12 protein-coding genes and 1 pseudogene are annotated in these 12,388 nt (G+C 72.9%); 6 read left to right on the top strand and 7 right to left on the bottom strand.

Translation table 11 applies throughout. The annotated features are described in order from the left end of the window. Positions 1 to 47: 47 nt before the first annotated feature. Complete coding sequence (locus tag E3Z34_RS13840) at positions 48 to 2,192, top strand: HelD family protein (RefSeq protein ID WP_238695186.1); 2,145 nt, start codon at positions 48 to 50, stop codon at positions 2,190 to 2,192. 4 nt (positions 2,193 to 2,196) lie between these two features. Here E3Z34_RS13840 and E3Z34_RS13845 read toward each other — a convergent pair whose 3' ends face one another. Beyond that, positions 2,197 to 3,150 carry a glycosyltransferase family 2 protein gene (locus tag E3Z34_RS13845; RefSeq protein ID WP_134774076.1) on the bottom strand — a complete coding sequence of 318 codons (954 nt, stop codon included), beginning with the start codon at positions 3,148 to 3,150 and terminating at the stop codon, positions 2,197 to 2,199. A 112-nt stretch (positions 3,151 to 3,262) separates the two neighbouring features. On the opposite strand from E3Z34_RS13845, the gene E3Z34_RS19920 reads away from it, so the two are divergent. The 3 genes from E3Z34_RS19920 to E3Z34_RS13860 all read left to right on the top strand — a co-directional run bounded on the left by E3Z34_RS19920 (position 3,263) and on the right by E3Z34_RS13860 (position 5,330). Continuing rightward, positions 3,263 to 3,904, top strand: a complete 642-nt coding sequence (locus E3Z34_RS19920; protein ID WP_202976956.1) for a hypothetical protein — start codon at positions 3,263 to 3,265, stop codon at positions 3,902 to 3,904. Between the two features lie 102 nt (positions 3,905 to 4,006). Next, positions 4,007 to 4,603 (top strand): HD domain-containing protein, encoded by a 597-nt coding sequence (locus tag E3Z34_RS13855; RefSeq protein ID WP_134774077.1) that lies wholly within the window; start codon positions 4,007 to 4,009, stop codon positions 4,601 to 4,603. Further along, a complete protein-coding gene (locus E3Z34_RS13860; protein ID WP_134774078.1) occupies positions 4,596 to 5,330 on the top strand; it encodes a DNA alkylation repair protein in 735 nt (244 codons plus the stop codon). The genes E3Z34_RS13855 and E3Z34_RS13860 overlap by 8 nt, the downstream gene beginning before the upstream one ends. On the opposite strand, the gene E3Z34_RS13865 is transcribed toward E3Z34_RS13860, so the two are convergent. Continuing rightward, a complete protein-coding gene (locus tag E3Z34_RS13865) occupies positions 5,327 to 6,094 on the bottom strand; it encodes a DUF4031 domain-containing protein (protein WP_134774079.1) in 768 nt (255 codons plus the stop codon). The two genes, E3Z34_RS13860 and E3Z34_RS13865, sit on opposite strands and share 4 nt — an antisense overlap. Before the next feature lie 225 nt (positions 6,095 to 6,319). Between E3Z34_RS13865 and E3Z34_RS13870 the strand changes: the two genes are divergently transcribed. Further along, complete coding sequence (locus E3Z34_RS13870; protein WP_134774080.1) at positions 6,320 to 6,616, top strand: WXG100 family type VII secretion target; 297 nt, start codon at positions 6,320 to 6,322, stop codon at positions 6,614 to 6,616. 120 nt (positions 6,617 to 6,736) lie between these two features. Here the strand turns inward: E3Z34_RS13870 and groL are convergent, their stop codons facing one another. The 5 genes and pseudogenes from groL to E3Z34_RS13890 form a co-directional block, all read right to left on the bottom strand. After that, on the bottom strand, positions 6,737 to 8,359 hold the full coding sequence (gene groL, locus E3Z34_RS13875; protein ID WP_134774081.1) for a chaperonin GroEL: 1,623 nt from the start codon (positions 8,357 to 8,359) through the stop codon (positions 6,737 to 6,739). A 183-nt stretch (positions 8,360 to 8,542) separates the two neighbouring features. Then, positions 8,543 to 8,839: an MBL fold metallo-hydrolase gene (locus E3Z34_RS19110; RefSeq protein ID WP_238695187.1), complete on the bottom strand. Its 297-nt coding sequence runs from the start codon at positions 8,837 to 8,839 to the stop codon at positions 8,543 to 8,545. Positions 8,840 to 8,961: 122 nt separating this feature from the next. Continuing rightward, positions 8,962 to 9,381, bottom strand: a pseudogene (locus E3Z34_RS20340) (MBL fold metallo-hydrolase); the annotation flags it as partial. Between the two features lie 82 nt (positions 9,382 to 9,463). Beyond that, positions 9,464 to 11,131 carry a formate--tetrahydrofolate ligase gene (locus E3Z34_RS13885; RefSeq protein WP_134774083.1) on the bottom strand — a complete coding sequence of 556 codons (1,668 nt, stop codon included), beginning with the start codon at positions 11,129 to 11,131 and terminating at the stop codon, positions 9,464 to 9,466. A 99-nt stretch (positions 11,132 to 11,230) separates the two neighbouring features. Beyond that, complete coding sequence (locus tag E3Z34_RS13890; protein WP_134774084.1) at positions 11,231 to 11,521, bottom strand: DUF3263 domain-containing protein; 291 nt, start codon at positions 11,519 to 11,521, stop codon at positions 11,231 to 11,233. A gap of 115 nt (positions 11,522 to 11,636) precedes the next feature. On the opposite strand from E3Z34_RS13890, the gene E3Z34_RS13895 reads away from it, so the two are divergent. Further along, positions 11,637 to 12,314, top strand: coding sequence for a uracil-DNA glycosylase (locus tag E3Z34_RS13895; protein WP_134774085.1), 678 nt, complete (start codon positions 11,637 to 11,639; stop codon positions 12,312 to 12,314). Positions 12,315 to 12,388: the final 74 nt, after the last annotated feature.

Genomic DNA, 12,388 nt, shown 5'->3' on the forward strand with positions numbered 1-12,388 from the left:
GTCTCGTCGCTCCTCCCGCCGCCACCTCCGACGCACCGAGGTCCGCCGTGCCCGCCCCACCTCAGCCGCCCCTCCCCCCGCAGGACGTCCCCGACCCCGCTGCCGAGCTCGCCTCCGAGCAGGCCCACCTGGCGCGCGCCCGCACCGAGCTGGCCCGGATGCGCGAGCACACCCTGTCGCTGGCCGCCGACGGCGGCGACGCGATCGCCGGGGAGGCGCTGGCCCGCGTCCTGTGGCTCCGCGCGAGGGCGCTGCAGGACGACCCCGGCACCACGCTCTTCTTCGGACGCGTCGACCGGGACCCGCGCGGGCTCGGCGCAGGGGCGGGTGCGGTCGCGGGACAGGGCGCGGAGGACCGCCTCTACCTGGGGCGCCGGCACGTGTCGGACGCCGACGGTGACCCGGTCGTCATCGACTGGCGGGCGGAGGTCTCCCGGCCCTTCTACCGCGCCAGCGTCGCCGACCCGATGGGGTTGGTGCGCCGTCGCCGGTTCGGCGTCGAGGGCGGGGAGCTGACCGCCTTCGAGGACGAGTGGCTGTCGGCCCCGGGTGCCGTCGGGGGCGGGCTGGCCGTCGAGGGCCCGGACCGCAGCGGGCCGACCGACCCCGGCGGTCGTCCCACGAGCGCCCTGCTCGCCCGGGAGATCGAGCGCCCCCGCATCGGGCCGATGCGCGACATCGTCGCGACGATCCAGCCGGAGCAGGACGAGATCGTGCGGGCCGACGTCGCCACGACAGTCTGCGTGCAGGGCGCGCCGGGCACCGGGAAGACCGCCGTGGGCCTGCTCCGGGCCGCCTGGCTGCTCTACGCCTTCCGGGACCGGCTCGCCCGCTCCGGCGTCCTCGTCGTCGGACCCAACCGGGCCTTCCTCGAGCACGTCGGCGCGGTCCTGCCCTCGCTGGGGGAGGTGAGCGTGCGCCACACCACGGTCGAGGAGCTCGTGGCGCACGCGCGGGTGCGGGCGGTGGACCCCCCGGAGGTCGCCCGGCTCAAGGGCGAGGCGCGGATGGCCGAGGTGCTGCGGACCGCGCTGTGGGCCTGCGTGCGGCCGGCGACCGAGGCCCTCGTGGTCCCGCGCGGGTCCCGTCGCTGGCGGGTCCCTGCCTACGAGGTCCAGGACATGCTCGACGAGCTGCGCACCCGGGGCGTGGGGTATGCCGCCGCCCGCGCCATGCTGCACCAGCGGCTCGCGCACGCCGTGCTCGTCGCCATGGAGCGCTCGGGCGACTCCCCCGACGACCGGGTGCAGGACAGCGTGGCCCGGTCGGCGGCGGTGAGGGCCTACGTCAAGGAGGTCTGGCCCGAGGTGCGCGCGACCACCGTGCTCGCCCACGTGCTGTCCACCGGCGAGCACCTGGCCGACGACCAGCGCGCGATGACGTGGGACGCACCTCCTCGCACGGCGGCGTCAGCCCGGTGGACCCCCGCCGACCTGGTGCTCCTGGACGAGCTGACCGACCTCGTCGACCGGACCCCGAGCCTGGGCCACGTCATCCTCGACGAGGCGCAGGACCTCTCCCCGATGCAGCTGCGGGCCGTCGGGCGCCGCGCCTCGACCGGGTCCCTGACCGTGCTGGGCGACCTCGCGCAGGGCACCACGCCCTGGGCGAGCACCTCGTGGGAGGAGTCGCTGCGGCACCTGGGCCCCCGGCACGCGCTGGAGGCTCCCGGCACGGTGCTGGTCGAGCTCCTCCGCGGCTTCCGGGTGCCCGGCGCGGTGATCGAGTATGCGGCCCGCCTCCTGCCCGTGATCGCCCCCGGTCTCGCCCCGCCCGAGTCCGTGCGCTCCAACCCGGGCCGGCTCACCGTGCACGAGGTCGGGGACAGCGTGGCGGGCGCGGTCGAGGCGACGGTGGAGGCGGTCCGGACCCCGGGGTCGGTCGGGGTGATCGTGCCGGACGCGTGGACCGCGGAGGTCGGTGCGGCGCTGACGGCCGCCGGCGTCGCCCACGAGGTGCTCGACGGGCAGCACGCGGGTGAGCAGGTGCTCCGGGTCCACTTCGTCCCGGCCCGGGTGGCCAAGGGGCTGGAGTTCGACCAGGTGGTGCTGGTGGAGCCGGCCGCCATCGCCGCCGCCGAGCCGGACGAGCGCACCGGCCTCCGGCGGCTCTACGTCGTCCTCACGCGTGCGGTGTCGGGGCTCAGCGTCGTGCACGCCGAGCCGTTGCCGGAGGCGCTCACCGGGGCCTGACGGCTCACGGGCCGGTGTCGACGGCCTCGCCCGTGTCGTGCGCGACGTGGTAGGTGGGCCGGCCGAGCATCGTGGTGTACATCCGGCCGACGTACTCACCCAGGATGCCCACGCACAGCAGCTGGATGCCGCCGACGGTGGTGACCACCACGAAGGTGGAGGTCCAGCCCGGGACGTTCAGGCCCACGGCATACCCGACGAGCGCGTAGACCAGCAGCAGCATCGCCACGACGAAGCCGGCCAGGCCCAGCCAGGTCGCCAGCCGCAGGGGCGCGATGCTGGCTCCGGTGATGCTGTCGACGGCCAGGCGCACCATCTTGGACAGGGGGTACTTCGAGCTGCCCGCCGGCCGCTCCTCGCGACGGTAGGTGACCATGCCGCCGGGGAAGCCGAGCTGCGGCACGACCAGCCGCAGCACCCGGTGGTGCTCGGGCAGGGCGTTGACCGCCTCGACGGTCGCCCGCGACATGAGCCGGTAGTCACCGGCGTGCGCGTGGGACTGGTGCGCGCCGAGCCGGCGCATGGTGTCGTAGTAGCCCTTGGCCGTGACCCGCTTGAAGCGGGTGTCGGTGCTGCGGTCCGAGCGGGCGGCGTAGACGACGTCGAGACCGTCGTCCTGCGCCAGCCGGAGCATCTCGGCGATCAGCTCGGGCGGGTCCTGCAGGTCGGCGTCGATCGTGACGACGTAGCTCCCCCGGGCCCGGGCCAGGCCGGCGGAGATGGCCGCCTGGTGCCCGGCGTTGGCGCGCAGGCGCACCACCCGCAGCTGGGGCCAGGACACCCGCTCGCGCTGCAGCAGGACCGGTGTCCGGTCCTGGCTGCCGTCGTCGACGACCAGCACCTCGTAGGGCACCCCGAGCCCGTCCACCACCGGTCGCAGCCGCGCCACGAAGAGCGGCAGGACCTCCTCCTCGTCGAACATGGGCACCACGACGCTCAGCACGGGCGCCTCCGTCATCCTCGTCCTCCCTGCTCAGCGGTCGAAGCGATCCTACGTGCTGCGGTCGCACCGGCCGGGGGGACGGCATACGGTGGACCCGAAGACCTCCCCCCTCAGAACAGGAGCGACCATGCACCCCACGCACGTCCCCCTGCGCGTCGTCACCGGCGCCTACATCCTCAACTCCGGCCTGAACAAGCTCAAGGCCGGCGAGGAGGAGCAGCAGCAGATGCACGGTTGGGCCTCCAGCGTCTACCCGTTCCTGGGGGACCTCAAGCCCAAGGAGTTCGCCAAGCTGCTGGGCTACGGCGAGATCGGTCTGGGCGCGGCCCTGCTGCTGCCGACCGTGCCCTCCGCCGTCGCCGGCGGAGCGCTGGCCGCGTTCGGTGCCGGCCTGACGGGGATGTACCTCAAGACCCCCGGCATGACCCAGGACGACGGCATCCGGCCCACCACGGAGGGCACGGGGCTGGCCAAGGACGTGTGGCTGGTCGGTGCCGGTCTCACCCTGGCGATGCAGTCCTTCCTCTCCGGGACCAAGCACGCCGCCCAGTCGGTGGCCGGCGGGGTCGCGGGCGCCGCCGGTGCGGTCGCCGGCGGTGTCACCGGAGCCGCCAGCTCGGTCGGCTCCAGCCTGACCAGTGCCGTCGGCGCGGGCGCCTCGAAGAGCAAGGGGGGCGTGCACAGCCTGCTCGACACCGCCCACGACAAGAGGGAGGAGCTGGCGGACGCGCTCGCCGACCTGGCCGAGTCCCTCGTCGGGAGGCGCTGAGTCCTGGTCCCCGACCCCGAGGCCCTCCTCGACCGGTGGCTCGCCGACGCGCAGCACCTCGCCCCCGACGCCGGCCGGGACCTGTGGCTGGCGGAGGGGTCGGTGCTCCTTGGCGGGTGGTCCCAGCCCCACCGCGTCTACCACACGACCCAGCACCTCGCGGAGGTCCTGACGGCGCTGGACGAGCTGGCCGCGCAGGTGGGTCTGGACCCCCTGGACGCCCTGCTGGCCCGCACCGTCGCGTGGTACCACGACCTCGTCCACGACCCCCGTGCCACCCCCGGCAGCAACGAGCACCGCAGCGCGACGCTGGCACGCGACCACCTCCACCGGCTGGGGGTGGAGGACGGGCTCGTGGACGTGGTGGAGGCCGGGGTGCTGATGACCCGGACCCACCAGGTCCCCGAGAGCTCCCCGCACGCGCCGGCCCTGGACGCCGTGCACGACGCCGACCTGTGGATCCTCTCGGCCCCGCCGGACCGGTACGCGCAGTACCGCGAGCAGGTGCGCCAGGAGTACGCCTTCGTGCCCGAGGACGCCTACCGGAGCGGACGGGTGGACGTGCTGGCGCCCTTCCGGGACCGTCCACGGCTCTACCGGACCGGGCACGCGCACCGGGGCTGGACCGCGCGGGCCCGGCGCAACGTCGGGGACGAGATCGCCGGGCTCGGTGGTGGGGGCCGGGACGACCGTGCATGACGTCGCGCTGGTCCACGAGGTGCGCGTCGCCCTCGCCCGGGCCGCGGACCCGCAGCGCGCCGCCGGCCAGCAGGCGTACATGCGCAGCGCGATGCCCTTCCACGGGGTCCGCTCGCCGGAGGTCGACCGGATCGTGCGGACCGCCGTCCGGAGCCACCCCCCGACGGACCGGCGGACGTGGGAGGCGAGCGTCCGGGAGCTCTGGGACGCGGCGACCCACCGGGAGCAGCGGTATGCCGCCCTGGCGCTGGCGGAGCACCGCTGCGCCGCGGCGTGGCCGGACCCGGGCGGGCTGGAGCTGGCGCGGCACCTGGTGCTGACCGGCGCCTGGTGGGACCTCGTCGACCGGACCGCGACCCGCCTGGTCGGCCCGGTGCTCCTGTCGCACCGGGCGGTCGCGACACCCGTGATCGACGCCTGGTCCGTCGCGGACGACCTGTGGCTGCGGCGCACGGCGATCCTGTCCCAGCTCAAGCACCGTGCCGCGACGGACCAGGACCTGCTCGAGCGGGTGGTGGCGGCCAACCTGGAGGGCTCCAGGTTCGGGTCCGAGTTCTTCGTCCGCAAGGCGTTGGGGTGGGCCCTGCGCGAGCACGCCAGGACGGACCCGGCCTGGGTGCTCGACCTGCTGGAGCGCCATGCCGCGCGCGTGAGCCCGCTCACCCGCCGCGAGGCGACCCGCCACCTGGGTGGGGAACGGGAGGGGTCACCGGGACGGCATACCTAGGCCAGCAGGTCGCGCCAGCGCTCGAAGAGCGGCCAGAAGACCGCCTGCCCGGCCCACGCCCGGGCCTGTCCCCACGGGAGCCACACCGCCTCGGCGATCTCGACGGGGTCGGGCCTCAGCTCCTCCCGCGCGTCCAGGTGCACCCCGAAGACGGCCAGGTGGTTGACCTCGTCCCAGGGCTCCGGCACGGGGGTCCCCGTGATCGTGATGCGCTCGTAGCCCACCGGGGCGAGCCGGTCCGGGTCGAGCTCCAGACCGAGCTCCTCGCGCACCTCGCGCACCGCGGTCCCGCGCACGCTCTCCCCCGGGTCGCGCTTGCCCCCGGGAGCCGCCCATCCTGACCGCGTCGTGTTGCGGACCAGCAGCACGGCGTCGGCCGCGGTGACGACCACGACGGCGGCACCGGCCGAGCGCGGCGGCTCGTGGGGCGAGCCCACCACCTCCACGACGTGCTCGACCCCGATCCAGGGCAGCCCGCCGTCGGCCCGGGCCAGCGGCCGCTCCCCCTTCCGCTTGCGGAAGCGCATCCCGCTGTCGCGCAGGGTTCGGGCGAGCTGGGTGCCGCTGACGGCGACGGCGCCCGCCGCGAGGCAGTCCGCATACCGCTCCTGCGGGACGTCGTAGTGGTCCCCCTCGAACGACCGCTCCGGGATGCCCAGGCGCCGGGCGAAGGCGTGCAGCTCGGCCAGGGACCGGTCGCTGATGAGGTGCGACCACAGCCGCCCGTGCGCGGGCCACAGGGGCGGGTCGAGCAGGATCGTCATCCCAGCGTCCTGGGGGCGTACATGATGAGGGCCACGCCGGCGAGGTAGACGGGCGCGCCGGCCACCAGCGCGGCCAGGGCGGAGAGGGCGACGGAGCGGCCGGTCATGGGAAGGACAGTAACCCGAGGCTGTGGACGAGGAGGGCCTGGTCCGGCGCCGTTGGTCTAGCGTCAGGACCTACCAGGTGACCGCCCGGTCACCGGGATCACGGGGAGGGACCCAGACATGAGCAACACCTTTGCCGTCGACACGGCCCGGATCGCCGCGGCGTCCGGGGACATCGAGCGGATCGCGGCCACCATCGAGTCCGAGGTGCGCGCGATGATGGCCAAGCTGAACGGCCTGCAGGACTGCTGGCGGGGAACCGCGGCGGGGCAGTTCCACAGCGTGACGCAGGACTGGAGCGCCACGCAGGAACGGGTCCGGACCTCGCTGCAGCAGATCTCCACCACGCTGCGCACGGCCGGTCAGGACTACGAGCTGGTCGAGCAGACCAACCGGATGCGCTTCACCCCGTCCTGACGGGCCCCACCCGGGTGGCGGCAGCCCCCGGGGACGCCGACGGGGCGGCCCCTCCAGGAGGGACCGCCCCGTCAGTGGTCTTCCGCGAGCAACGCGGGAGTCCGGCTCCGACCCGGGGGGTCAGAAGTCCATGCCACCCATGCCACCGTCGCCGCCCGGCATGGCCGGGGCCTTCTCCGGCTTGTCGGCGATGACGGCCTCGGTGGTGAGGAACAGCGCGGCGATGGAGGCGGCGTTCTGCAGCGCGGAACGGGTCACCTTCACCGGGTCGGCGACGCCGAAGCCCAGCATGTCGCCGTACTCGCCCGTGGCCGCGTTGAGGCCGTGGCCCGGGGTGAGGTTGCGGACCTTCTCCGCCACGACGCCACCCTCGAGACCGGCGTTGATCGCGATCTGCTTGAGCGGGGCCTCGACGGCGACCTTGACGATGTTGGCGCCGGTCGCCTCGTCACCCTGCAGGTCGAGACCGTCGAAGGCCTTGGAGGCCTGGATGAGGGCCACGCCACCACCGGCGACGATGCCCTCCTCGACGGCAGCCTTGGCGTTGCGCACGGCGTCCTCGATGCGGTGCTTGCGCTCCTTGAGCTCGACCTCGGTCGCCGCGCCCGCCTTGATGACGGCCACGCCGCCGGCCAGCTTGGCCAGCCGCTCCTGCAGCTTCTCGCGGTCGTAGTCGGAGTCGCTGTTGTCGATCTCGGCGCGGATCTGGGCGACCCGGCCGGCGATCTGGTCGGCGTCGCCGCCACCCTCGACGATGGTGGTCTCGTCCTTGGTGACCACGACCTTGCGGGCGGTGCCCAGCAGGTCCAGCTCGGCGGTCTCCAGCTTGAGCCCGACCTCCTCGGAGATGACCTGGCCACCGGTGAGGATGGCGATGTCACCGAGCATGGCCTTGCGGCGGTCGCCGAAGCCCGGGGCCTTGACGGCGACGGACTTGAAGTTGCCGCGGATCTTGTTGACCACCAGGGTCGCCAGGGCCTCGCCCTCGACGTCCTCGGCGACGATCGCCAGCGGCTTGCCGGACTGCATGACCTTCTCCAGCAGCGGGAGCAGGTCCTTCACCGAGGAGATCTTGGAGTTCACGACGAGGACGTAGGGGTCCTCGAGCACGGCCTCCATGCGCTCGGTGTCGGTGACGAAGTAGGGGCTGATGTAGCCCTTGTCGAAGCGCATGCCCTCGGTGAGCTCGAGCTCCAGGCCGAAGGTGTTGGACTCCTCGACCGTGATGACGCCCTCGTTGCCGACCTTGTCCATGGCCTCGGCGATCATCTCGCCGATCTCGGTGTCGGCCGCGGAGATTGACGCGGACTGCGCGATCTGCTCCTTGGTCTCGACCTCCTTGGCCATGCCCAGCAGCTCGTCGTTGACCGCCTGGACGGCGACCTCGATGCCGCGCTTGAGGGCCATCGGGTTGGCGCCGGCGGCGACGTTGCGCAGGCCCTCCTTGACCATGGCCTGGGCGATGACGGTCGCGGTGGTGGTGCCGTCACCGGCGACGTCGTCGGTCTTCTTGGCGACCTCCTTGACCAGCTCGGCGCCGATCTTCTCGTAGGGGTCCTCGAGCTCGATCTCCTTGGCGATGCTCACACCATCGTTGGTGATGGTGGGGGCGCCCCACTTCTTCTCGAGCACGACGTTGCGGCCCTTGGGGCCGAGGGTCACCTTCACGGCGTCGGCAAGGGTGTTCATACCCTTCTCGAGCCCGCGGCGAGCCTCCTCGTCGAAAGCAATAAGCTTGGCCATCTGCGCTGGTTCCTCCACACGTGGACGGACGGGTGACCGGGTGCCGCCCGCGACGGACGAGCCGGACGGATGGGGCTTCCGGCGCCCCACGGTCCGACCCTCGGCAGGCCGGTCGGGATTATCACTCTCGGGTCGAGAGTGCTAGGTCCATGATTAGCACTCGACCCCCTCGAGTGCAAATGCTCACGACCGCGTGCCCCGCAGCTCCAGCGCCCTGACGGCCGCCTCCCGCAGCGTCTGCTCCTGCAGGCCCAGCCCACGGGCGGCGCCGATGAGGGCCTCCACGCCGGTCGGGCCGGCCTCCAGCACCTCCGCGAAGCGCTCGGCCAGCTCGGCGAGCTGCGCCGTCTGCGTCTGCACGAAGCTCTGGTCGACCACGTCCCCGTGGCCCGGCACCCAGGCGTCGGCGCCGCTGGAGGGCGCCTTGGCGGCCAGGGCCCGCAGGGTGCCGGCCCACTCGAGGGGGAAGGCGTCCTCCATGGCCGGGTCGGCACCCTCCTCGACCAGGTCACCGGCGAAAACGACCCCGGCGTCGGCACCGCCACCGCGAGGTCGTGGTCGGTGTGGCCGCGCCCGGCGTAGAGGAGGTCGACGCTGCGGTCACCGAGGTCGATCCTCGTGTCCCCGTCCACGAGGTAGAACGGCAGCACGATCTCGGTCTGCTCGATCTCGCGGGCGATCGCCTCGCGGTCGGTCCGGCGCAGGTGCTCCACGATCTGGGTGCGTTGCGACTCCCCCGTCCGCATCAGCTCCTCGGCCGCACCGGTGTGGGCGTAGATCTGGGAGTCGCGGAAGGCGGAGTTGCCGAAGCAGTGGTCGTAGTGCGCGTGGGTGTTGACCACGACGATCTCGGTCGGCGTGATCTCGCGCACCGACTCCAGCAGCTCGACGCCCTGGCGGTGGTAGATCCGGGTGTCGACGACGACGCTGCGCCGCTCGCCCACGATCAGACCGCAGTTGAGGTTGAGCTCCTCGTGCCGCCGGGCGAAGACCCCGGGGCCGATCTCGCGCCACGTCAACATGGCCCCAGTCTAGGTATGCGGCGGGCTAGGTATGCGGCGGGGCTGGCCGGACGGCACCCGGCCCCACGGCATACCCCCGGTCTCAGCTCAGACCGACGATCGTCCCGTCCTCGGTGATGTCCATGCCGTTGGCCGCGGGCACCTTCGGCAGGCCCGGCATCCGCATGATGTCGCCGGTGAGGGCCACCACGAAACCCGCGCCCGCGTTGACCACCAGCTCGCGGACGGTGATGCGGAAGCCGCGCGGGGCGCCCAGCCGGGTGGGGTCGTCGGAGAAGGAGTACTGGGTCTTGGCCATGCACACCGGGAGGTGGCCGTAGCCGTCGGCGTTCAGCTGGCCCAGCTGGGTCGCGGCCGCGGGCGCCAGGTCGACGCCGTCGGCGCGGTAGATCTCCTTGGCGATCGTCTCGATCTTGCTGTGCAGGGTCTGCTCCGCGTCGTAGAGCGGGCGGTAGTCGCTGCCCTGCTCGCACAGCTCGACGACCGCGTGCGCCATGTCGGCACCACCCTCCCCGCCCTTGGTGAAGACCTCGGACAGCACGACCTTGACCCCGAGGGCCTCGCAGCGCTGGCGCACCAGGGACAGCTCGGCGTCGGTGTCGCTGGGGAACCGGTTGAGCGCCACGAGCGCCGGGACGCCGAACTTCGCGAGGTTCTCCAGGTGCTGCTCGAGGTTGACGATGCCGTTGCCGAGGGCGAAGAGGTCCTCGTTCGTGAGCTCCTTCTTGTCCTTGCCCCCGTTGAGCTTGAGGGCCCGGACGGTGGCGACGACGACCACGGCGTCGGGGCGCAGGTCGCCCGCGGGGCAGACGATGTCGAAGAACTTCTCCGCGCCCAGGTCGGCGCCGAAACCCGCCTCGGTGACGACGTAGTCGGCCAGCTTGAGCGCGGTCTTCGTCGCGACGATGGAGTTGTTGCCGTGGGCGATGTTGGCGAAGGGGCCGCCGTGGATGATCGCCGGGGTGTTCTCCAGGGTCTGGACCAGGTTGGGCTTGATCGCGTCCTTCATGAGCAGCGCCATCGCACCGGGGGCCTGCAGGTCGGCGGCGGTGACCGGCTGCTTGTCGTAGGTGTAGGCCACGACCATCCGGGAGAAGCGCTCCTTGAGGTCCTCCAGGCTGGTCGCCAGGCACAGGGCCGCCATGATCTCGGAGGCGACGGTGATCTCGAAGCCGGACTCGCGGACGACACCGTCGCCCACCTTGCCCATGCCGATGACGATGTTGCGCAGCGCGCGGTCGTTCATGTCCAGCACGCGGGGCCAGACGACCCGCTTGGGGTTGATGCCCAGCGGGTTGCCCTGGTGGATGGAGTTGTCCAGCAGCGCGGCGAGCAGGTTGTGCGCGGAGGTGATCGCGTGGAAGTCGCCGGTGAAGTGCAGGTTGATGTCGTCCATCGGGACCACCTGGGCGTAGCCGCCGCCGGCCGCGCCACCCTTCATCCCGAACGACGGGCCCAGGGAGGGCTCGCGCAGGGTGGTCATCGCCTTCTTGCCGATCTTGTTCAGCGCCTGGGACAGGCCCACGTTGGTCGTGGTCTTCCCCTCGCCGGCCGCGGTCGGGTTGATCGCGGTGCACAGGATCAGCTTGCCGTCCGGCCGGTCCTTCAACCGCTCCAGGATGCCGAGGGAGAGCTTGGCCTTGGTGTGACCGTAGGGCTCGTAGTCGTCCGTGGACAGCCCGAGCCCCTCGGCGATCTCGCCGATCGGCCGCAGCGTCGCCGCCTGGGCGATCTCGACGTCGGTCTTCATGGAAGCCAGCCTCCTCGATCGAGGCCTGCCAGGGCCGCAGGCCGTGGCGTCCAACCTAGTGGGTGCCTGCGCCCGCGGCGAGGGGGCCGGCGGGCCGGATCAGCCCTGCAGGCCGAGGCGACGCATCGAGCGCGCCCGCTGGCGGCGGCTGCGGTCACGGCGCAGGCGCTTGATGAGCAGCGGCTTGTGGGCCAGCGCGGCCTCGCTGTCGATGAGCTGGTTGAGGATCTGGTAGTAGCGGGTGGCGGAGAGACCGAAGAGGTCCTTGATGCCCTGCTCCTTGGAGCCGGCGTAGGTCCAGTGCCGGTGCTCGAAGTCCAGGATCTCCCGGTCGCGCTCGGACAGCCCGGAGGAGGGGTCGACCTGCTGCACGCGGGTGGCGGCTCCCATGGGTGAATGTCCTCTCGTCGCACGACGGTCTGACCAGATGTCGACCATCGTACGTCACCGGACTTACACGGGTGTCATTCACGGCGCCGCGCGTCGCCGCATACATTGTCGTCCCGTGACCGCCACCCCGCTGCGCGACCTCGTGCACCCCTCCTGGGCCGACGTCCTGGCCCCGGCGCAGGAGACCGTCGCCGCCCTCGGGGAGTTCCTGCGGGCCGAGCTCGCGGCGGGGCGCGGCTACCTGCCCGCCGGCGAGCGGGTCCTGCGCGCCTTCGAGCGCCCGCTGGAGGAGGTGCGGGTGCTGGTGGTCGGGCAGGACCCCTACCCGACCCCGGGTCACGCGGTCGGCCTCAGCTTCTCCGTCGCCCCCGACGTCACGCCCCTGCCCCGCAGCCTGGACAACATCTACCGCGAGCTGGTCGACGACCTCGGCGTCCCCCGGCCCAGCACCGGTGACCTGTCGCCGTGGGTGGAGCAGGGGGTGATGCTCCTCAACCGGGTGCTGACCGTCTCGCCGGGAGCGCCGGCCAGCCACCGCGGCCGGGGCTGGGAGCAGGTCACCGAGCTCGCGATCGACGCCCTGGCCCGGCGCGGCGGTCCGCTGGTGGCCATCCTGTGGGGTCGCGACGCCCGCGCCCTCGCACCGCGGCTGAGCGACGTGCCGTGCGTCGAGTCCGCCCACCCCTCCCCCCTGTCGGCCGCTCGCGGCTTCTTCGGCAGCCGGCCCTTCAGCCGCACCGACGAGCTGCTGGTCCGCCAGGGGTCAGACCCGATCGACTGGAGGCTCCCGTGAGCGACCGACCCGACACCCCCGGCACCCCCGCACCCCGCCCGTCCCTGCTTGTCCACGGCGACGCGGGGCCCACC

This window comes from Ornithinimicrobium flavum (genome assembly GCF_004526345.1).
Lineage (GTDB): Bacteria > Actinomycetota > Actinomycetes > Actinomycetales > Dermatophilaceae > Ornithinicoccus > Ornithinicoccus flavus.